The sequence below is a fragment of the Mesorhizobium sp. B2-4-12 genome (assembly GCF_006441575.1).
Lineage (GTDB): Bacteria > Pseudomonadota > Alphaproteobacteria > Rhizobiales > Rhizobiaceae > Mesorhizobium.
Genome location: NZ_VFVC01000006.1, coordinates 87,561 through 106,418 on the forward strand (window position 1 = coordinate 87,561; position 18,858 = coordinate 106,418).

At 61.7% G+C, this 18,858-nt stretch carries 18 protein-coding genes; 9 read left to right on the forward strand and 9 right to left on the reverse strand.

Annotation, left to right across the window (positions count from 1 at the left end; translation table 11 throughout):
• Positions 1 to 2: 2 nt before the first annotated feature.
• The 8 genes from FJ934_RS05880 to FJ934_RS05915 form a co-directional block, all read right to left on the reverse strand.
• Positions 3 to 1,016, reverse strand: a complete 1,014-nt coding sequence (locus FJ934_RS05880) for a type II secretion system F family protein (protein ID WP_140607701.1) — start codon at positions 1,014 to 1,016, stop codon at positions 3 to 5.
• A 29-nt stretch (positions 1,017 to 1,045) separates the two neighbouring features.
• Positions 1,046 to 2,554, reverse strand: coding sequence for a CpaF family protein (locus FJ934_RS05885; protein ID WP_140607702.1), 1,509 nt, complete (start codon positions 2,552 to 2,554; stop codon positions 1,046 to 1,048).
• Between the two features lie 24 nt (positions 2,555 to 2,578).
• The gene (locus FJ934_RS05890) at positions 2,579 to 3,868 is read right to left on the reverse strand and encodes a CpaE family protein (RefSeq protein ID WP_140607703.1); all 1,290 of its coding nucleotides are present in this window, start codon (positions 3,866 to 3,868) and stop codon (positions 2,579 to 2,581) included.
• A 50-nt stretch (positions 3,869 to 3,918) separates the two neighbouring features.
• A complete protein-coding gene (locus FJ934_RS05895) occupies positions 3,919 to 4,647 on the reverse strand; it encodes a CpaD family pilus assembly protein (RefSeq protein ID WP_140607704.1) in 729 nt (242 codons plus the stop codon).
• Between the two features lie 14 nt (positions 4,648 to 4,661).
• Positions 4,662 to 6,179, reverse strand: a complete 1,518-nt coding sequence (locus tag FJ934_RS05900) for a type II and III secretion system protein family protein (RefSeq protein ID WP_140607705.1) — start codon at positions 6,177 to 6,179, stop codon at positions 4,662 to 4,664.
• Positions 6,176 to 6,991 (reverse strand): Flp pilus assembly protein CpaB, encoded by an 816-nt coding sequence (gene cpaB, locus FJ934_RS05905; protein WP_140607706.1) that lies wholly within the window; start codon positions 6,989 to 6,991, stop codon positions 6,176 to 6,178. Before cpaB ends, FJ934_RS05900 begins: the two co-directional genes overlap by 4 nt.
• 209 nt (positions 6,992 to 7,200) lie before the next feature.
• Positions 7,201 to 7,719 (reverse strand): prepilin peptidase, encoded by a 519-nt coding sequence (locus FJ934_RS05910; RefSeq protein WP_140607707.1) that lies wholly within the window; start codon positions 7,717 to 7,719, stop codon positions 7,201 to 7,203.
• A gap of 209 nt (positions 7,720 to 7,928) precedes the next feature.
• Positions 7,929 to 8,105, reverse strand: coding sequence for a Flp family type IVb pilin (locus FJ934_RS05915; protein WP_140607708.1), 177 nt, complete (start codon positions 8,103 to 8,105; stop codon positions 7,929 to 7,931).
• Positions 8,106 to 8,463: 358 nt separating this feature from the next.
• Between FJ934_RS05915 and FJ934_RS05920 the strand changes: the two genes are divergently transcribed.
• The 3 genes from FJ934_RS05920 (at position 8,464) to FJ934_RS05930 (ending at position 10,268) form a co-directional block, all read left to right on the forward strand.
• Entirely contained in the window at positions 8,464 to 8,886 is a 423-nt protein-coding gene (locus FJ934_RS05920) for a pilus assembly protein N-terminal domain-containing protein (RefSeq protein ID WP_140607709.1), read from the forward strand.
• A gap of 136 nt (positions 8,887 to 9,022) precedes the next feature.
• A complete protein-coding gene (locus tag FJ934_RS05925) occupies positions 9,023 to 9,610 on the forward strand; it encodes a TadE/TadG family type IV pilus assembly protein (protein ID WP_140607710.1) in 588 nt (195 codons plus the stop codon).
• A 34-nt stretch (positions 9,611 to 9,644) separates the two neighbouring features.
• Positions 9,645 to 10,268 carry a TadE/TadG family type IV pilus assembly protein gene (locus FJ934_RS05930; RefSeq protein WP_140607711.1) on the forward strand — a complete coding sequence of 208 codons (624 nt, stop codon included), beginning with the start codon at positions 9,645 to 9,647 and terminating at the stop codon, positions 10,266 to 10,268.
• A gap of 106 nt (positions 10,269 to 10,374) precedes the next feature.
• Here FJ934_RS05930 and FJ934_RS05935 read toward each other — a convergent pair whose 3' ends face one another.
• Positions 10,375 to 11,298, reverse strand: coding sequence for a phosphate/phosphite/phosphonate ABC transporter substrate-binding protein (locus FJ934_RS05935; protein WP_140607712.1), 924 nt, complete (start codon positions 11,296 to 11,298; stop codon positions 10,375 to 10,377).
• 293 nt (positions 11,299 to 11,591) lie between these two features.
• Here FJ934_RS05935 and FJ934_RS05940 point away from each other — a divergent pair, with 293 nt between their 5' ends.
• The 6 genes from FJ934_RS05940 to dnaN all read left to right on the forward strand — a co-directional run bounded on the left by FJ934_RS05940 (position 11,592) and on the right by dnaN (position 18,793).
• Positions 11,592 to 12,833, forward strand: a complete 1,242-nt coding sequence (locus FJ934_RS05940) for a phosphopentomutase (protein ID WP_140607713.1) — start codon at positions 11,592 to 11,594, stop codon at positions 12,831 to 12,833.
• A complete protein-coding gene (mutM, locus tag FJ934_RS05945; protein WP_140607714.1) occupies positions 12,826 to 13,716 on the forward strand; it encodes a bifunctional DNA-formamidopyrimidine glycosylase/DNA-(apurinic or apyrimidinic site) lyase in 891 nt (296 codons plus the stop codon). The genes FJ934_RS05940 and mutM overlap by 8 nt, the downstream gene beginning before the upstream one ends.
• A 32-nt stretch (positions 13,717 to 13,748) precedes the next feature.
• Complete coding sequence (locus FJ934_RS05950; protein WP_140607715.1) at positions 13,749 to 14,522, forward strand: enoyl-CoA hydratase; 774 nt, start codon at positions 13,749 to 13,751, stop codon at positions 14,520 to 14,522.
• Positions 14,523 to 14,702: 180 nt separating this feature from the next.
• Positions 14,703 to 14,969, forward strand: a complete 267-nt coding sequence (gene rpsT / locus FJ934_RS05955) for a 30S ribosomal protein S20 (protein WP_140607716.1) — start codon at positions 14,703 to 14,705, stop codon at positions 14,967 to 14,969.
• Positions 14,970 to 15,823: 854 nt separating this feature from the next.
• Positions 15,824 to 17,368, forward strand: a complete 1,545-nt coding sequence (gene dnaA / locus FJ934_RS05960; RefSeq protein WP_140607717.1) for a chromosomal replication initiator protein DnaA — start codon at positions 15,824 to 15,826, stop codon at positions 17,366 to 17,368.
• A 306-nt stretch (positions 17,369 to 17,674) separates the two neighbouring features.
• Entirely contained in the window at positions 17,675 to 18,793 is a 1,119-nt protein-coding gene (dnaN, locus tag FJ934_RS05965; protein WP_140607718.1) for a DNA polymerase III subunit beta, read from the forward strand.
• Positions 18,794 to 18,858: the final 65 nt, after the last annotated feature.

Sequence of the window (18,858 nt, forward strand, 5' to 3'; positions counted from 1 at the left end):
CCCTAGACTTCAAAATTCATCATCTTGCGCATCACGAAGATGCCAATCGACATCCAGACGCCGGAAACGCCGAGGATCAGATTGCCAATGCTGGTGGTGAACAGCGGCATCAGGTAGTTGGGGCTGGAGAGATAGACGAGAAAGGAGACGATGAAAGGCAGTGCGCCGATGATCGCGGCGGAAGCCTTCGCCTCCATGGACAGCGCCTGGACCTTGGCCTTCATCTTCTTGCGATCGCGCAGCACGCGCGAAAGATTGCCCAGAGCTTCGGAGAGATTGCCGCCGGCCTGTGACTGTATCTGGATCACGATTCCGAAGAAACCCGCCTCGGCGCATGGCATGGTTTCGGGCATGCGCAAGGTCGCATCGGGGATCGACAGGCCCATCTGCTGTGAATCGACGATACGGCGAAACTCTGCCTTCACAGGCTCGGGGGATTCGTTGGCGATCAGGCGTATGGCATCGTTCAGCGGCAGGCCCGACTTGACCGCGCGCACGATGATGTCGAGCGCGTTCGGAAATTCGTTGAGGAATGCCTTGACCCGGCGCGCACGGCGAAACGAGACGAACCAACGCGGCAGGCCGAACGCACCAGCCACCAGCACACCGGGCAGGACCAGCAGCGGCGCTCCAAGCATGAAAGCGACAATAGTCAGCGCGAGGCCGCATATCACGGAATAGATATAGAAACGCTCGATCGTAACCTTCATCCCGGCCTGCCGAATCTGTACTTTGAGCGGCGGCTTCTTGACGGCGTTGTCCTTGAATTTTTGCTTCTCGTCGAGCTCCTTCAGCGAATCCTGCACGGATTTACGGCGCTTGGCCGCATCCGTCGCGCGGTCGCGCGTGGCCTTGACGACGGAGCGGTCGGTCTCGGCGGCCTTGATCGTTTCCAGCCGCTTGCCGGCCTGTTTCTCGTTGCTGATCCGTTTGAACAGGAATGCATAGGCGACCGCGCCGGCGCTGAAGCCGGCGAGCACGACAAACGCCAATACGGTGCCGTCAATTCCAAACATCGACCAGAACCTTCACGCCTGCGGATGCGTCAGTCAGCACGTTTCTCCATCGCCTCGAGCGCATTGGCGAGACGCTGCTCCTCGCCGTAATATCGCGCCCGATCCCAGAAATGCGGGCGGCCGATGCCGGTCGAGACGTGCTCGCCCAGCAGCCTGCCGTTGGCGTCCTCGCCCTTGATGTTGTAGAGAACGATGTCCTGGGTGATGATGACGTCGCCTTCCATCCCGATCACTTCGGTGATGTGGGTGATGCGCCGCGACCCGTCGCGCAGACGCGCCGCCTGGATGATCACGTCGATCGAGCCGACGACGATTTCGCGCACGGTTTTCTGCGGCAGCGAATAACCACCCATGGCGATCATGGATTCGATACGGTTCAGGCATTCGCGTGGGCTGTTCGAGTGGATCGTTCCCATCGAGCCGTCATGACCGGTGTTCATGGCCTGCAGCAGGTCGAACACTTCGGGTCCGCGTACTTCGCCGACGATGATGCGCTCCGGCCGCATGCGCAGGCAGTTCTTGACCAGGTCGCGCATCGTCACCTCGCCCTCGCCTTCGAGATTGGGCGGACGGGTTTCCAGGCGCACGACATGCGGCTGCTGAAGTTGCAGTTCGGCCGAGTCCTCGCAGGTGATGACGCGCTCCTCGCGGTCGATGTAGTTGGTCAGGCAGTTGAGCAGTGTCGTCTTGCCGGAGCCCGTGCCGCCCGAAATGACGATGTTGCAGCGGACGCGGCCGATGATCTTGAGAACTTCGGCGCCTTGCGGCGAAATGGCACCGAACTTCACCAGTTGATCGAGCGTCAGCTTGTCTTTCTTGAATTTGCGGATTGTGAGCGCGGTGCCATCGATGGCGAGCGGCGGTGCGATGACATTGACGCGGGAGCCGTCGGGAAGACGGGCGTCGCAGATCGGGCTGGATTCATCGACACGGCGGCCGACCTGGCTGACGATGCGCTGGCAGATGTTGAGAAGCTGCTGGTTGTCACGAAAGCGGATGCTGGTCTGTTCGACCTTGCCATTGACTTCGATGTAGACGTTCTTGGACCCGTTGACCATGATGTCGGCGATGTCGTCGCGGGCGAGCAGCGGCTCGAGCGGCCCATAGCCAAGCACGTCGTTGCAGATGTCCTCGAGCAGTTCCTCCTGCTCGGCGATCGACATCGCGAAATTCTTGATCGCGATGATGTCGTTGACGATGTCGCGGATTTCCTCGCGCGCGCTTTCGGGGTCGAGCTTGGCGAGCTGCGACAGGTCGATCGTGTCGATGAGGGCCGAGAAAACCTGGCTCTTGGTGTCGTAGTAGGTTTCGCTCTTTTCGCGCGGGCCTCGCTTCTGCTCTGGCGCGATGGGCGGCGCATCGACCGCCCGGCGGGCCGGCGGCGCGACAGGGGCGCTCGGCGGAGGCGCCGCCGCGGGCCGGGCAAGCACCGCCGTGTCCGCCGAACCCGCGGCCGCCGGCGTGACCGGCGCCGGTGCCGGCTGGCGGAATTCCGGCTTGAACCGGTTGCCGTCGTCGTTGCCTCTTTTACCAAACATGATCGACTACCGGTCCCAAAAGCGTCACTTCTTGTTGCGCGAGAGCTTGCCGAGGAGGCTACCGAGGCCAGCCTTCTTTTTCGTCCTGATTTCGCTGCGCCCTGTCAGCACATGGGCAATTTCGTTGATGGTGGCGACGACCTGGTTCTTGGCATCCATCTCGCCGAGCATACGCCCGTTGTTGGCTGCATTGCCGAACAGCACCGGATCGAAGCCGATGACCGACATCGGCGTGAGGCCGAGCGGCTCGGCGAAATCGGACGGCGAAATCTCCGGACGCTTGGGAACACCGGCCTGATTGATGATCAGCTTCGGCGGAGGGTCGTTGGGGCGCAGCCGCTTGAGCATGTCGAGCAGGTTCTTGGTGTTGCGCAGATTGGCCAGTTCCGGCGTCGCCGTGATGACGATCTCGTCGGCCTTGACCAGCGTGTTCTTGGCCCAGCCCGTCCAGACATGGGGAACGTCCAGCACCAGGAGCGGCACGCTGCGGAGCGCGGTATCGACAAGCTGAGCAAAGGCATCGGGGTCGAAGTCGTAGACGCGTTCCAGCGTCGAGGGCGCCGCGAGCAGCGACAGGTGTTCGGCGCACTGGGTCAGCAGCCTGTCCAGATAGACCTCATCGATGCGTTCGGGCGAGAACACCGCTTCGGCGATGCCCTGTGCCGGATCCTGATCGAAATTGATGTTGGCCGTGCCGAAGGCGAGGTCGAGGTCGGCAACGACGACCTCGGATTTGAACAGCGAAGACATTGCCCAGGCCACGTTATGGGCGATCGTGGACGAGCCGACGCCACCCTTGGCGCCGACAAAGGCAATCGAGCGGCCGAGCGGCTCGGCCTCCGGATCGACGAAGATCGACGAGACGACACTGACGATATCGGCCATCGACACCGGAGCGATGACATATTCCGAGATGCCGGACCGGATGAGCTCACGATAGAGACCGACGTCGTTGTAATGACCGATCACCACCACTTTCGAGGTCGGGTCGCAGTATTCCGAAAGCTGGGCGAGCTGTTCCAGCAGTTGCTTGGGTTCGCTGCGCGACTCCAGCAGGATCAGGTTCGGCGTGGGCGCCGACTGATAGAATTCGATGGCGGTGGGAATGCCGCCCATATGGACCTTGAGATGTGCCTTGGCCATGCGGCGATCCTCGCCGGCACGCTCGACCGGATTGGCAACGCCCTCCGTCTCGCAGAATGCCTGGATCGAAATGCGCGGAACCGGCCGCAACGCCTGCATCGCGGCGATGTCCTGCGGCGAGGTATCGCCGCCGTCCACGGTGGCGTCATAGGCAAGGTTGCTCATGGTCATGCTCTTTCCGTGGCCCGTTCTTTCGCTGGCTTCTTTTTCCCGAGGGCGGCTCAGTAGGTCACTTCCGAATTGCCGAGGAATTCACCCGAAATGCCCCTGTTGCGATAAACGTCGATCACCGCGCCACGATTTTCCGCGTCGATTGTGGTCTGCTTGCGCGGACCAATCAGGTCGGCCGGGTTGGCCATCTGAGCGGCGAGATTGTTCTGGTAGGAGCAACCGAAGTCGGCGTAGTGCTTGTTTTCCGACGTCTCGACCAGGTCATCGGGCCAGCGTCCGCATTTGTCGGTCTGGGCTTTTACCGAGATATAGGCGACGCGAACCGGAGCGGATATTTCGCTCGATCCGGCCTGGTAGGCGACCACGACGATCCGGTTGCGCTTGACGCCACTGGCGATCGCGAGCCTGGCGAAATCACGACCGGCCGCCGTCGCGGCAACCTCGTTGGCCGATCCGCGGGGAATCTGGATCGTCAGCGTCGGTGCGGCACTCTTGTCATAGCCGTCGAGGAAACCCAGAAGCGTATCGCGCTGCGAACCGGTCATGCCGCGGTCGCCAGCGCCGACGGGAAGGTCGATCTTTTGATTCTTCTCCGCGATGACGATCGGATGGTTGGTGCGATAGTCATCCGGAATGGCACCGACAGTGACGCTGTCGCGCTGGGCGCAACCGGCCAGCAAGGCCGTCGCCGCAACTGCCAGGAACGGGAGGACCCGCAGGCGCGAACGGCTGGTGCTCGTCGTCTTGGTGGTCGTTGTCTTCAACGCTGACTGAGACATGTCCGCTTCCTCATTCACTTGTAGATGAAGCCGACAACGCCGTGATAGCGGCCGTTGGGCCTGTCGGTCTGCATGGTGCCGTAGACGCGATTGACCTTGCCAAGGAACATAGCGGCACCATCGCTGGCCGCGTTGAAATTGTCGTCCGGCTTGGCGAGCTCGTTGCGTGCAACCGGCCGTGCCAGATAGGGCGTGATGATGATGACGAGCTCGGTCTCGTTGCGCACGAAGTCCCTGCTGCGGAAAAGCGCGCCGAGCACTGGGATCTTTGTCAGTCCAGGCAACCCAGTGACGGCTTGCCTGACGTCGTCGCGAACCAGGCCGGCGATCATCATGGAGCCGCCCGAGGGCAGTTCAACGGTCGTATCCGCAAGACGCTTGCGCAGTGACAAGGCATTCATGCCGATACTCCTATTGTCCGTGGATGACGATACGGACCCCTCGGTTGTCGGTTCGGAAACCGAGGTTCTGACTTTCAGGCTTATGCGACCGGGCGACAGAACCACCGGCTGGAACTCCAGGCCGATGCCATACTCGATCTTATCGACGGTATAGGTCTTCAGACCGGTCTGATTGTCGGTGGATACGTTGGCGCTGACCCCGCTCACCATGTTGTATTCGCCGCCGACCTTGAAGGTCGCCTTCTCCCCGGACACGGCGGTCAAGGTCGGCTCGGCCAGGGTCTTCATGACCCCGGACTGCTCCATCGCGTTGATATAGGCTTGCAGCCCCGACGTGCTGATATTGAAGCCCGCGTTTGATAGCGGCTTGCCGAGACCAGCGAAAGGATCACTGAGCGCGCCGTAGCTGATGCCGTTGCTGCCGCCGCTGCCGACCATATTGACGCCGAGCTGCTTCATCACGGACCGGCTCACTTCGGCGACCGTCACCTTCAGCGTGACCTGGTCGTCACCGATGATCTGCAAGAGATTGACGATCTTCGAGGTACGGCGCTCCTGGTCCGGGTTGTTGATGTCGACACCGCTCTGGGCCGAGCCGCCGGCCGCGGTCTGCGAATACTGTCCTGTCGTCGCTTCACCGCCCGAGACGAAGATCGTCGCCAGGTCGACCGCCCGTTTGGCGTCCAGCGGCGTGTCGACCGTCCCGGTCAAGATGACGTTGTCATTCAGCAATTCCACCTTGATGGCCGAAGTCGGAAGGAAGCGCTTGATGTAGTCCTCCAGCCCGGCGACGTCGCGTTCGACCGCCAGGTCCAGGCTGGCGATCTGTTCGCCATTCGGACCGAAGACGAAGATGTTGGTCTCGCCGACCGCCTTGCCGAACAGGTAGATCCGCCTCGCGGTCCGGGTTACGGCATCGGCAACTGTCGGGTTGGCGACAAGGATGTCATAGGCATCGCTCGGCAGGTCGATGACGACCGATTTGTTGAGGCCAAGCTTCACGCGCTGGGCGGCCGTCGTAGCCGATACCCGCGTACTCTTCGCCTCGACGACGCCCTGAACATTCATTCCGACGAGCAGCAGGCCGAATGCCGCGGCTATGATTGCCGGGAGTTTACCGCTTAGCCTCATTTCCTTGCCCCTACTTCGGAAACTTCACCCGACTTGATCAGCCTCACTGTTCCTCTGCGGCCATTGCCAGAAACGAGATAGTCGGCCTCGCCCGGATTCTTCTCCTGGGTGTCCGTGATCGACCGCAACGCCAGGGTCAGGCGATCGGCCATCTGCTGGGCAACGGTGATGATTTCCGCCTGCCGGGGGGTCAGCTCCAGCGTGGCGGTCTGGCCCACCCTGGTCTTCTTGCCTTCTTCGTCCTCCTGGATGGTCTGGTCGATTGCCAGGACGCGGATGTTCTTGAGGATGGTTTCGGTGTTGAAACCGGTGCTGCCGCTGCTGGCATCCGCTTTGCGGGTCATGATCACGTCGACGAAATCGTTTGGAAGGATGAAGCCGCCAGCCGAAGTGTCAGCCGATATGGTCGTGGCGACCGCCCGCATCCCGGAAGGCAGGATCGACGACATGAAGCTCTGCCCCTCGCCGATCAGCTTGGAACGCCGCACGGGCTCGCCCGCGTACATCGTCACGCGGGCTATCGACCCTTTCAGTTTCTCGAGGGCGTCGGGGGCGGTGGCCTTGGTGATGAAATTGGCGTTGATGCCGTCAGCCGGCCAGGATTGCCAGGTGATATTGTTCCCGAGCGCGCTGCCCATCGCGACATCGCCCGACAGCACAAGCACATCCTGCAGAGGTACGGCAGGGGCCTTGGGACCGGATTCGACGACGATCTGGGGCGGCGGCGCAGCGACCATGTTTTTCGCGACATAACCAGCGCCACCCGCCGCGGCCACCGCCACGCTTAGAATAATCAGTCGGGATGCTGGCATTTTGTCCGAACCTCGCCTTGGCAAACCTAGCCAAGCCGGACTTTGCAGCGGCAATCGTCAAAACAAGGTTAATGTAATGCTTACGATCGTGATTAATTTAAGGTTTACATAAATTAGATGGATTGCGTCGCCTTGCGTGCAAGTATCGGCCGGTTTCCTTCAAAGCCAGGTCGGACAACGCGGTAGGGAATGGGGAAATTAGATCGTGTTCAGCCGGCCAGCCTTGCCAGCGCCCACACCATCAAAGGCGAATCCGGATAGGTCAGCAATCCGCCCAGGCCGAGCGCGATCCCATAAGGAACCCCCGCTGACTCTTCCGCGAAGTGGCGCAGGAATGGATTGCGGCCGGTAAATACCGCCAGCGGCGACTTCCGGTAAAGTAGGATGGCGAGCGTCAAGAGGCCGCCAATGAATGTCGAGACGACAAGGTATTCAACGAGATGCACGTTGAGCCCCATCCACACGGCCGTAGCGGCGAGCAGTTTGGCGTCTCCTCCACCCATGCCACCCATCGCGAACAAACCGAACGTCACGGCCAGAACCAAGGCCCCGGCGGCGAAATGCCAACCAAAGGCTGCCCATTCCATGCCCGTCAGCGGCGCAACCAGCGCGAAGACGACGACAAGCAGCACCGGCACGCGATTGGCGATCGTCATCGACAGCATGTCGGAGATCGCGGCAAACAGCATGCAGAACGGAAATACGACGAAGATCAGGGCTTCAAGCATCGGCGCTATGCCTATTGTCCAGGGGCTCAATCTAGAATGGATCGATTAACGATTGATGAGGCCTGCAATTGATGAGGCCTGCAATTGACGAGGCCCGCAATGCAAACACGACCGTCGTCAGCCGCGACATGAACACGCAACGCAAAACAGGGGCCACCACTTGGCGGCCCCTGTCCAGAACACGATCTGAACGTTCAGCAATAAGCCGATCAGCTGCCGCTGGAGTTCAGGGTGGTTCCGATCGAGGTGAACTTGGCGTTGATGGCATTGCCGAGCGCGCCAGCGCCGGTGATGATGGCGAGTGCGATGAGAGCGGCGATCAGACCATATTCGATAGCGGTCGCGCCGGATTCGTCCTTCACGAAACGTGCAATGAGATTAGACATTCGAGAGCTCCTACTCCACGTGTTACAGCACTTCCGTCAACTTCTGTGATGGTTGATCGGATGCTGCCAATCTAGGGAGAAGCTCTTTCGATCGGCTTAATAAACAGCCTTACCGATTCCTTTCCCGGATCGAACATAGTGCGTGGTTAACTCCGCACTAAGCGCCGGCTAAAGCACCATTTCCCAGGCCAACGCCGCAGAAGGCAAGGGCTTGGCGAAGCTCGCGGCCCGGCGCCTGGACCTGGCCACGCGAGCAGCGATGCCGACCGCGACAACGGTCGGCGGCGGTCGACTTAACCGTTGGTTCACCAATCTCGTTCATGTTCCGTTGAACAGTCCGCCTGCGTGGAGCGCCATAATGGCCTTGCCGAGACCTTCAATCCTGATTGCCGTGCTCCTTGCGACCGCGAGTTTGATCACGCCGGCCAGGGCCGGCGCCGGTATCGAGGTCACCATGAACCAGGCCAAGATCGTCAAATTGTCGCGCCCCGCCGACACGGTCGTCGTCGGCAACCCGGCAATCGCCGATGCCTCCGTCCAGGACGCCTCCACGATCGTGCTCACAGGCAAGGGTTTCGGCGTCACCAATCTCGTCGTGCTCGACCAGGAAGGTAGCCCGATCGTCGACGCGCAGGTTACCGTCGTGCGGCAGGCAGCCTCGTCTGTCCGCATTTATCGACGTGCCGAGGTCCAGACCATGTCTTGCACGCCCTATTGCGAAAGCTCCTACAAGAGCGAGGCGGAAAAATCCTCCGAGGCTGAAATGAGCGTCAGCAAATAGGCTGCGCGGCAGACCGGCGGCCGGGTTACCGCCCGGTTAAGACGCCCGCGCCGACTTTAATGATCATTCAAACCGGACCTCAATCGGTTTGCGTTAGTACCCCTGTCGCGACCGTCCAAGGATGGCAGGAACAGGTATGGGCAAGGCAATCGGTTCGACGGATCAACGCAAGACGGCGCGCGCCCGGCCTTTCAGGCGCTTCGTTCGCGACCGGCGCGGCAGCACTGCCCTGGAATTCGCGCTGCTTGCATTGCCTTTCGCTCTCCTGGTGTTCGCCATCCTCGAGAGCTGCATCTCATTCGCCGGGCAGGAGGTGATGGCCAACATCACCGACGATGTTGCCCGCCAGCTGCGCACCGGCCAGTTGCGGCCGGCCGATGTCGCCGGGAACAATTTGACGACCCTGATCTGCAACAAACTGGAAATCATCGTCTCCACGGATTGCCCACAACAGCTGCTCGTAGATCTTCGCCAGTATTCGACTTTCGCCGACGCGGCCCAGGCTGGCTTCAAGATCCAGAACGGTGATGTCGTGCTGATGCAAGGCACCAGTTCCCAGACATTCGTGAACTCCCCGGGGCCGGCGGAATCGAAGAACATGCTGCGGGTCTTCTACAAATGGCCTGTCATGACCGATCTGATGGCCAAGTCGATGGCCAATCTGAGTGGCGGCAGGACGCTGCATTTTGCGTCGGTGACCTGGCAGAACGAGCCGTTCAATTGAGTTCGGAAGCACCGACAAGAAAAAGGGCAATGGTATGATGCGTGCGGGGGCACATCTGGAAACTGCAGGGATCTGGAGCAAGACGGTTGGGTTCTGGTGCAATCGCCGCGGCGTGGCGGCGGTCGAGTTTGCCCTGATCGTGCCTATCCTGCTGATCCTGTATTTCATGACCATGGAGGCTTCGCAGGCTATCGAGACCAGCAAGAAGGTCAGCCGTATCGGCAGCATGGTGGCCGATCTCGTCACGCAACAGCCGACCGTCGTGAAGGCGGATCTCGACGCCATCATGCAAATCGGCACGTCGACCATTCAGCCCTACAACCGCTCGACGCCAAACATCACCATCACCGCAATCCAGGTCACCACCGACACGCCGCCCAAAGTGCTGGTGGCGTGGTCACGCAGGGTGGCCAACGGCGTCAACAGCGTCGGCGCCGCAGCAGGCTCGGCCGCAACGGTTCCGACAACGCTCAACGTGGCCGGCACCTTCCTGATCCGCGTCGACAGCACATTGGGCTACCAGCCGATCATCAGCTGGACCACGGACACTCAACAGAAGCTTGGATTGACAGCCGCCCTCGCCAACGGCATATCGATGGGCGAGACTTACTATCTGCGTCCCCGCAGAAGCCTGACGATCCCTTGCAGCGACTGCTAGAGCAATTCCAGGGACATCACGCCATGTGCCTTTCGTCCGGAATTGCGTAAAAACAAGGGCTTGGAGCGGCTCAGCGATTCCATCAGACACTGAACCGCTGGGGCTTTTACCGCTGCCCACCATCGGGCGAGACCATCCGCACGATGGCTTCCGCCGTCGCATAATCCTTTGGAGCCACGGTCAAAAAACCACCAGAGTGCTTCGTTTCCAGGAGATCGTAGACATCCGGCGTCGTCGATTTGAGGTTGGTGAGGAACACGGTCAGCCGCCGCTTGGCTTCCGGGTCGAGATCGCTGCGCACGGTGTGGGGACCGTATCTCAGCAGGGCCGATATCCACACGACCTGGAGAGCGGATGCCGAAAGGCCGGCCGCCTCAAGCCTTGCCCGCGTGCCACCAGATAGTTGCGGCTGGCCATCGGCCGCGGCCCTGACCCAGCCGAACATGGCGTCGGCCTTGCCGTCGACGAGTATCATTTCCGCCGCCGACGCTGAATCCGCGTGGATCAGAAACGGTGCATCTTCGGCAACCTTGACATGCTCGGCGGCCAGCCCTGCCAGCGGCAAAAACGAGCCCCCGACACTGTCAGGCGGCGGCATGACGATCCGATGGGTCTCCATATCAGCCAGGCCAGGCAGCTTGCCATCCCTGGTCAGCAACACGGAGCGGATGCCCGCCGCACCGTCGGAATCGACCGGAGCCACGAGCGGCTCGACGCATGCGCAGCGTTGCTGCGCCGTGGCATAGGCGGTCGCCGAATAGATGGCGTATTCGATCCGGGCATTGGCCTGCGCCTCGATCAGCGAGGCATAGTCGCGGGCAACGACGAACTCCACCTTCATGCCCAACGCATTGGTAAAGGCTTGCGTCAACTGCGCCAGACCCGGAACGGTGTTGCCGCCATTAGGCTCGGCGACAATTCCGATGCGAAACGTGCCGATATCATCGCGCCAGTCGGCCCGCGCATGACCGCACCACAACATGCCGTGCATGACCATGAGGGTAGCCCAGGTCCTCAGCGCAGCCTTCATGGCAAGACTGCCCCGCGTTCTGTTTGATTGACGACCCGTGCCCGCAGCGCCGCGACATTCATCTCTTGTATCGGTGCCATCTCTCGTATCGGTGCATGTCGTCACCCCAAAACCGCCGCACACTTTTGGGCGACATGCACTCTTGCTGTCCATATCGTTCCCCCAAAACCGCTGCGCACTGTTGGGCGACATGCACCGGATTATCGCGCCAAGCCGTTGCCGTTCGGTTTCCGATTTGCCAATGCCGCCGTGGAACCCTATGTCTGGTCGTCCACACTGGCAACAATGATCCGATGGCGCGCGCTTTCCTCTTCGTCCTGGATTCCTTCGGCATTGGCGGCGCGGCCGACGCCGAGCGCTATGGCGACGCCGGCGCCAACACCCTCGCGCACATCGCCGAAGCTTGCGCGGAAGGCCGCGCGGATCGTGAAGGGCTTCGTCAGGGCCCGCTGTTTGTTCCCAACATGGCATCTCTCGGGCTTGGCAAGGCGGCCGAGACGGCGACAGGACTGGGTTTTGCCCATTTCGGAACGGATGTACTCGCCAATGCCTTCCATGGCGCGGCGCAAGAGGTTTCTAGCGGCAAGGACACCCCTTCCGGTCACTGGGAGATCGCGGGCCTGCCGGTCCGCTTCGACTGGGGCTATTTCCCGGATACCGTTCCCGCCTTCCCCGCCGATCTGACCGAGGCGATGATCCGCGAGGGAAAGGTGCCTGGCATTCTCGGCAACTGCCATGCGCCGGGCACCGAGATCATCGAGCGGTTCGGCGAGGAGCACATCCGCACCGGCAAGCCGATCTGCTACACGTCGATCGATTCGGTCCTGCAGGTCGCCGCGCATGAAGTCCATTTCGGGCTGGAGCGGCTTTATGAATTCTGTCAGGTGGTGCGCCGACTGGTTGACCCATTGAGGATCGGCCGCGTGATCGCACGGCCGTTCGTCGGCGAGACGACCACAACCTTCGCTCGAACCTACAACCGTCACGACTACGCCGTGCCGCCGCCGGAGCCGACACTGCTCGATAGATTGACGGCGCAGGGAAGCCGCGTCATCGCCGTCGGCAAGATCGGCGACATCTTCGCCCATCGCGGGATTTCGGAAGTGCGCAAGGCCGCCGGCAACATGGCCATGTTCGACAAGGCGCTGGGCGCAATGGATGACGCCGGCGACGGCGATCTCGTCTTCGCCAATTTCGTCGATTTCGACACCGAGTTCGGCCATCGCCGCGATGTCGCCGGCTATGCCGCCGCGCTCGAGGCCTTCGACCTGCGGCTGCCGGAGGCATTCGCAAGGCTGCGGCAAGGCGACCTTCTCATCCTGACGGCCGATCACGGCAACGATCCGACCTGGCGGGGCACCGACCACACGCGCGAACGCATTCCCGTGATCGGCACCGGGCCGGATCTGAAAGGCGGCGACATAGGGCTGAGGGCAACCTTCGCCGATATCGGCGAGACCGTCGCCGAACATCTCGGACTGGCGCGCGGCCCCCACGGCACTTCTTTCCACGCGACGATTGGCGGCCATGCCTGAATTGCCCGAAGTCGAGACGGTCCGGCGCGGCCTGCAGCCGGTTCTCGAAGGCGCCCATCTGGCCAAGGTCGAGGCGCGGCGGCCGGATCTCCGGTTTCCGTTTCCCGAACGATTCTCGGAACGGCTGACCGGCCGAACGATTACCGCGCTCGGCCGCCGGGCGAAGTACCTGACCATGCATATGCAGGATGGTCCGGTGCTGATCTGCCATCTCGGCATGTCGGGCTCCTTTCGCATTGAGATCGACGACGACCGCGAGATGCCGGGCGTGTTCCACCACGAACGCTCGAAAAGCACGGTGCACGACCATGTCGTCTTCCACGTCGAATCGGCCGCCGGCACTCGGTCCCGAGTGATCTTCAACGACCCGCGCCGCTTCGGTTTCATGTTGTTTTCAGAAGGGCTGCCGGAGACGCATCCCATGCTGGCCGGACTGGGCGTCGAGCCCACGGGCAATGCGCTGGACGGCGTGCTGCTCGCCTCGCTGCTGAAAGGCCGCAGATCGCCGCTCAAGGCAGCGCTTCTCGACCAGAGGCTGATCGCGGGGCTTGGCAATATTTATGTCTCGGAGGCGCTGTGGCGTGCCGGCCTGTCGCCCCTGCGCGAGGCGGGCACCATCGCCAAGCCCGGCAAGAAGGCGAAGGAACAGAGCGAACGTCTCGCCGGGGCGATCCGCTCGGTCATATCAGACGCCATCGCCGCCGGCGGGTCATCGCTGCGTGACTATGTGCACGCCGACGGGTCGCTGGGCTATTTCCAGCACTCCTTCGCCGTTTACGACCGCGAGGGAGAGCCTTGCCCCAAGCCCGGCTGCGGCGGTCACGTCGAGCGCATCGTGCAGAGCGGACGCTCGACCTTCTATTGCCGGACGTGTCAGAGCTGAGTTAGACCGGGGTCGAGCGAGGAGAAGCAGCCATGGCCTATGAGACGATCATCACCGAGACGCGCGGCAAGGTCGGGCTGATCACGCTGAACCGGCCGCAGGCGCTCAACGCGCTGAATTCCCAAATCCTCAATGAACTCGTCGCAGCCGTAAACGGTTTCAGCGCCGATCCCGGGATCGGCGCCATGGTTGTTACCGGCTCCGACAAGGCCTTTGCCGCCGGTGCCGACATCAAGGAGATGCAGGCGATCTCCTACGTGGACGCTTACAGCCAGGACTTCTTCGCTGGCTGGGAAGAATTCACGCGGGCGCGAAAGCCAATTATCGCGGCGGTGGCCGGCTATGCGCTGGGAGGGGGGTGCGAACTCGCGATGATGTGCGATTTCATCATCGCCGCCGATACGGCCAAATTCGGCCAGCCCGAAATCACGCTCGGCGTCATTCCCGGCATGGGCGGGTCGCAACGATTGACCCGGTTCGTCGGTAAGTCGAAGGCCATGGACATGTGCCTGACCGGGCGGATGATGGATGCGGCGGAAGCCGAGCGCTCGGGCCTGGTATCGCGGGTCGTGCCCGCGGGCGAGCTTGTCGAGGCGGCCGTCAAGGCGGCTGCCAAAATCGCTGATTTCTCGCTGCCGTCGGTGATGATGGCGAAGGAAGCTGTCAACCGTGCCTATGAAACGACGCTTGCCGAGGGATTGCGGTTCGAACGCCGCCTGTTCCACTCGCTTTTCGCGCTCGAAGACCAGAAGGAAGGCATGGCGGCCTTCGCCGAAAAGCGGAAGCCGAATTTCACCAACCGGTAGGGCATCGGCGGCCGGGGCCGAAACCCTGTGACGCCGGCCAAAAAGAACGCCGGGCAGCGTTGACGCGCCGGAAAAGCTGAACTATAAGCCGCACCAACCGAGGCGGCCCCGTGGCTGCCCGTTTGTTTTTTGCGCCCTGCGGCATGCCGCGTGCGCCGACCAGATTAGAAGAGAGGCATCATGGCCAACACATCCTCGGCCAAAAAGGCAACGCGTAAGATCGCCCGCCGCGCGGCGATCAACAAGAACCGCCGGTCGCGCGTTCGCACCTATATCCGCCAGGTCGAGGAGGCACTCGCCTCCGGCGACAAGGCAGCCGCCCAGGCCGCTTTCAAGGCCGCCGAGCCGGAATTGATGCGCGCCGCGACCAAGGGCGTGATCCACAAGAATACCGCGTCCCGCAAGGTGTCGCGGCTGGCCCAGCGCCTCAAGGTGCTGTCGGCCTGAATCGACTTTCCAGGCTGATCTTCTTTAAAACCCGGCCGATCGTGCCGGGTTTTTTCGTTTGCCGGCAAGTACTTAAAAAGAATACTGAGAAATGGCGTCCAATACGGAGTCCAGGGTTCGAAATGCTTTGCCGGCACATGCATGCCTACTGATGGTCGACATGCTTGAAAAGTGCAGGCTGCAAAATCCCTGGTCAGCATAAATAACCAATATTTTTCAATCAATTAGCGGTAGTCATCCACAACTTGTCCACAGCACGCCGAGGGGACGGGAGGACAACTGGCTGTCAAGCGAATTATTTCAGAAAATTTCAAACCCGCCCGGCTTTTTCATATTCGCGGGAAAAGGGTTTGAATCACAATGGCTTTGTTAAAACATACCGCCGCAGCATGGCGCCTGAACCTGCCCGAGGTAACCAGATTCCTTAAAAATCCGTTAGACGTGGCCTTGCCCTATCCACAGCGATTTCGGTAATGTCCATCCATCGAAAGGGACGGGGTCCTGAGCCCTTAACCCAGCCTGAATCGGGCCAGCTTAAATTGGCGGGATTTGCGACGCGGATCAAGTCCGCGGACGGTTTGGTTTGCTCTTTTTCGATACGGTAGGGGACTGGCGTAACTAGACATGGCAGGTAGACAGCGCGCCGGCGCTCTTTCGCCGGACGGTGTTGTGTTGCCCTGAAATACCCAACGCGGACTGGCTTCCATGGGCCGGCACCGGTTCCCCGGATAATGGGCGACGTTCATTGCCGGCGGCGGCAAGGAGCTTCGTAGCGAAGATACAGTCGCTGGCGAAGGATGCAGGAGGCGCATCCCCAGCGGAAAAACAGGTACAGAAAGGCAAGGAACTCGATCATGCAGAGCGGCATCGAAAGGGAGCTTACGGGCGACCTCCCATTTCCTGGAACTTTGATCGGAGCAAACGAGATGGTGGTCTCCAGCGACGCGGAACAGAAGTTCGACCGGGTCAAGACCCAGTTGAAGGCGCGTCTGGGGGCTGAAGTCTATTCGAGCTGGTTCGGCCGCATGAAGGTCGCGGAGGCTTCCAAGGGCATTGTCCGCATCTCGGTGCCCACCGCGTTCCTGCGCTCGTGGATCAACGGTCATTATCACGACCTTATCTCCGAACTGTGGAAGCAGGAGGATCCCGAAGTCCTCAAGATCGAGATCGTCGTCCGCACGGCCACCCGCCAGGGGCGCAGCCATGCCGAACCGGAATTAGCGCCGGCGCGCAAGATGACGCGGCAGACGCAGACAGCGCTGGCCGCCGGCACCGTGAGCCCAGGCAGGGTGGAGCGGCCTCCGGTGCCGCGGCCGGGCGCTTCGGCCGAGAACGAGTTCCGCCACAATGTGCTGGGGTCGCCGCTTGATCCGCGCTACACTTTTGGCTCCTTCATCGAAGGACCGTCGAACCGGGTGGCGTTCGCGGCCGCCAAGGCCGTAGCGGAATCGCAGTCGAGCGCGGTGCGCTTCAATCCGCTTTTCCTGCACGCAACCGTCGGGCTCGGCAAGACGCACCTCCTGCAGGCCATCGCGGCGGAATCGCTGAAGCAGAATCCCAAGTCCCGCGTCGTCTATCTCACCGCCGAATATTTCATGTGGCGCTTCGCCACGGCGATCCGTGACAACAATGCGCTGACGCTCAAGGAGCAGCTGCGCGACATCGATCTCCTGATCATCGACGACATGCAGTTCCTGCAGGGCAAGTCGATCCAGCATGAGTTCTGCCACTTGATCAACATGCTGCTCGACAGCGCCAAGCAAGTCGTCGTCGCCGCGGACCGGCCACCGTCGGAGCTGGAATCGCTGGAGCCGCGGGTGCGTTCGCGCCTCAATGGCGGCGTCGCGCTCGAAATGTCGGCGCCCGATTTCGCCATGCGCCTCGGCATGCTCAAACTGCGCCTGGCCACGGCCAGGACCGACGACGCGTCGCTCGACATTTCCGATGAAATCCTCAATCACGTCGCCCGCACCGTGACCGGCAGCGGCCGCGAACTCGAGGGTGCGTTCAATCAGCTGCTGTTTCGCCAGTCGTTCGAGCCGCAGATCACCATCGACCGCATCGACGAGATCCTCGGCCACATCTATCGCACGGGCGAGCCGAAGCGGGTTCGCATCGAGGACATCCAGCGCATCGTGGCGCGCCACTACAACGTGTCGAAGACGGAACTTTTGTCCAACCGGCGCACGCGCACGATCGTCAAGCCCAGGCAGGTAGCCATGTATCTGTCGAAGGTGATGACGCCGCGCTCCTTGCCCGAAATCGGGCGGCGCTTCGGCGGCCGCGACCACACCACGGTGCTGCATGCCGTGCGCAAGATCGAAGACCTTTCTGGCGCCGACAACACGCTGGCACAGGAACTAGAACTGCTGCGGCGCCTGATCAACGACCAGGCCTGACCGGTACCGCGACAGGCAAGCCAGAACGGTTCTGGAATTCAATGGCTTGCCTGCCCGGCCGTGAACCCGAAATGGGCCCACGGCCTTGCCGGGAGACGATCCGGATTCCGGATTCGCCGCATCGGCCGGCGGACTTCGCGCCCTTTATCCCCAGAAAGCCTGTGCAGCCGGCCTGAACCGGTGGCGCGGGCTTGCGTTTGCTGGCTTTTTCCTGTCAGTTTACGCAGATTCTGAGCCTGTTCAGACGTTTCGCGGGGCGCCGCCAGCCGGAGACCCGCTCATCCTTTCAAGCGAGCCTGTTTCGTCATGCGTGTTATCCTGGAACGGTCAAATCTCCTGAAGTCGCTCAACCACGTCCACCGCGTGGTCGAACGGCGCAACACAATACCGATCCTGTCCAACGTGCTGCTCAGCGCCGAGGGCGCCAGCCTCGAAATGAAAGCCACCGACCTAGACCTGGAGGTGACGGAAGCGACGCCGGCCAAGGTGGAGCGCGGCGGGGCGACGACGGTTCCGGCCCACCTTCTCTATGACATCGTGCGCAAACTCTCCGACGGCGCCGAGGTGATGCTGAAGACGGATGAGGACGGCAACGCCATGACGGTGACGTCGGGCCGCTCGAGCTTCCGCCTGCAGTGCCTGCCGCAATCCGACTTCCCGGAGCTTTCGGCCGGCTCCTTCTCGCATATCTTCCGGCTCGACTCGGTCGCCCTGAAGGGGCTGATCGAGAAGACGCAGTTCGCCATTTCCACCGAAGAGACGCGCTACTATCTCAACGGCATCTACCTGCACACACATGAGGTCGGCGGCAAGCTCAAGCTGCGCTCCGTGGCCACAGACGGCCACCGCCTGGCCCGTGCCGAGATCGACGCACCGGCGGGTTCCGAGGGCATGCCGGGGATCATCATTCCGCGCAAGACGGTCAGTGAGCTGCAGAAGCTGGTCGACGATCCGGATATCGCCGTGACCACCGAACTGTCGGACACCAAGATCCGCTTCACCATCGGCAGCGTGGTCCTGACCTCGAAGCTGATCGACGGCACCTTCCCCGATTATCAGCGCGTCATTCCGACCGGCAACGACAAGAAGCTGATCCTCGACCGCCAGAGCTTTGCCGCCGCGGTCGATCGCGTCTCGACCATTTCCTCCGAACGCGGCCGCGCGGTGAAGCTTTCGATCAGCGAAGGCCAGGTGACGCTCGCCGTCAACAACCCGGATTCCGGCAGCGCCACCGAGGAACTGGCCGCCGACTATTCGGCGGACCCGATCGAGATCGGCTTCAACGCCAAATACCTGCTCGACGTCGCCGCACAGCTGACCGGTACGGAAGCCAAATTCATGCTGGCCGACGCCGGTTCGCCGACGCTGATTCACGACATGGCCGACGAGACCGCGCTCTACGTGCTGATGCCGATGCGCGTATAGCCGGCACCTGTCGTCAGGCGGCTCCGCCGCAGCCGGCAGCGAGAATGATGGCGACTTCTACAGGC

Coding starts and splice junctions, on each gene's coding strand:
- FJ934_RS05920 (WP_140607709.1), top strand. CDS start 8,464: ATGGCCTTGCCGAGACCTTCAATCCTGATTGCCGTGCTCCTTGCGACC.
- FJ934_RS05895 (WP_140607704.1), bottom strand. CDS start 4,647: ATGTCTCAGTCAGCGTTGAAGACAACGACCACCAAGACGACGAGCACC.
- cpaB (WP_140607706.1), bottom strand. CDS start 6,991: ATGCCAGCATCCCGACTGATTATTCTAAGCGTGGCGGTGGCCGCGGCG.
- FJ934_RS05930 (WP_140607711.1), top strand. CDS start 9,645: ATGATGCGTGCGGGGGCACATCTGGAAACTGCAGGGATCTGGAGCAAG.
- FJ934_RS05935 (WP_140607712.1), bottom strand. CDS start 11,298: ATGAAGGCTGCGCTGAGGACCTGGGCTACCCTCATGGTCATGCACGGC.
- FJ934_RS05925 (WP_140607710.1), top strand. CDS start 9,023: ATGGGCAAGGCAATCGGTTCGACGGATCAACGCAAGACGGCGCGCGCC.
- FJ934_RS05885 (WP_140607702.1), bottom strand. CDS start 2,554: ATGTTTGGTAAAAGAGGCAACGACGACGGCAACCGGTTCAAGCCGGAA.
- FJ934_RS05890 (WP_140607703.1), bottom strand. CDS start 3,868: ATGACCATGAGCAACCTTGCCTATGACGCCACCGTGGACGGCGGCGAT.
- mutM (WP_140607714.1), top strand. CDS start 12,826: ATGCCTGAATTGCCCGAAGTCGAGACGGTCCGGCGCGGCCTGCAGCCG.
- FJ934_RS05880 (WP_140607701.1), bottom strand. CDS start 1,016: ATGTTTGGAATTGACGGCACCGTATTGGCGTTTGTCGTGCTCGCCGGC.
- FJ934_RS05910 (WP_140607707.1), bottom strand. CDS start 7,719: ATGCTTGAAGCCCTGATCTTCGTCGTATTTCCGTTCTGCATGCTGTTT.
- rpsT (WP_140607716.1), top strand. CDS start 14,703: ATGGCCAACACATCCTCGGCCAAAAAGGCAACGCGTAAGATCGCCCGC.
- dnaA (WP_140607717.1), top strand. CDS start 15,824: ATGCAGAGCGGCATCGAAAGGGAGCTTACGGGCGACCTCCCATTTCCT.
- FJ934_RS05900 (WP_140607705.1), bottom strand. CDS start 6,179: ATGAGGCTAAGCGGTAAACTCCCGGCAATCATAGCCGCGGCATTCGGC.
- dnaN (WP_140607718.1), top strand. CDS start 17,675: ATGCGTGTTATCCTGGAACGGTCAAATCTCCTGAAGTCGCTCAACCAC.
- FJ934_RS05915 (WP_140607708.1), bottom strand. CDS start 8,105: ATGTCTAATCTCATTGCACGTTTCGTGAAGGACGAATCCGGCGCGACC.
- FJ934_RS05950 (WP_140607715.1), top strand. CDS start 13,749: ATGGCCTATGAGACGATCATCACCGAGACGCGCGGCAAGGTCGGGCTG.
- FJ934_RS05940 (WP_140607713.1), top strand. CDS start 11,592: ATGGCGCGCGCTTTCCTCTTCGTCCTGGATTCCTTCGGCATTGGCGGC.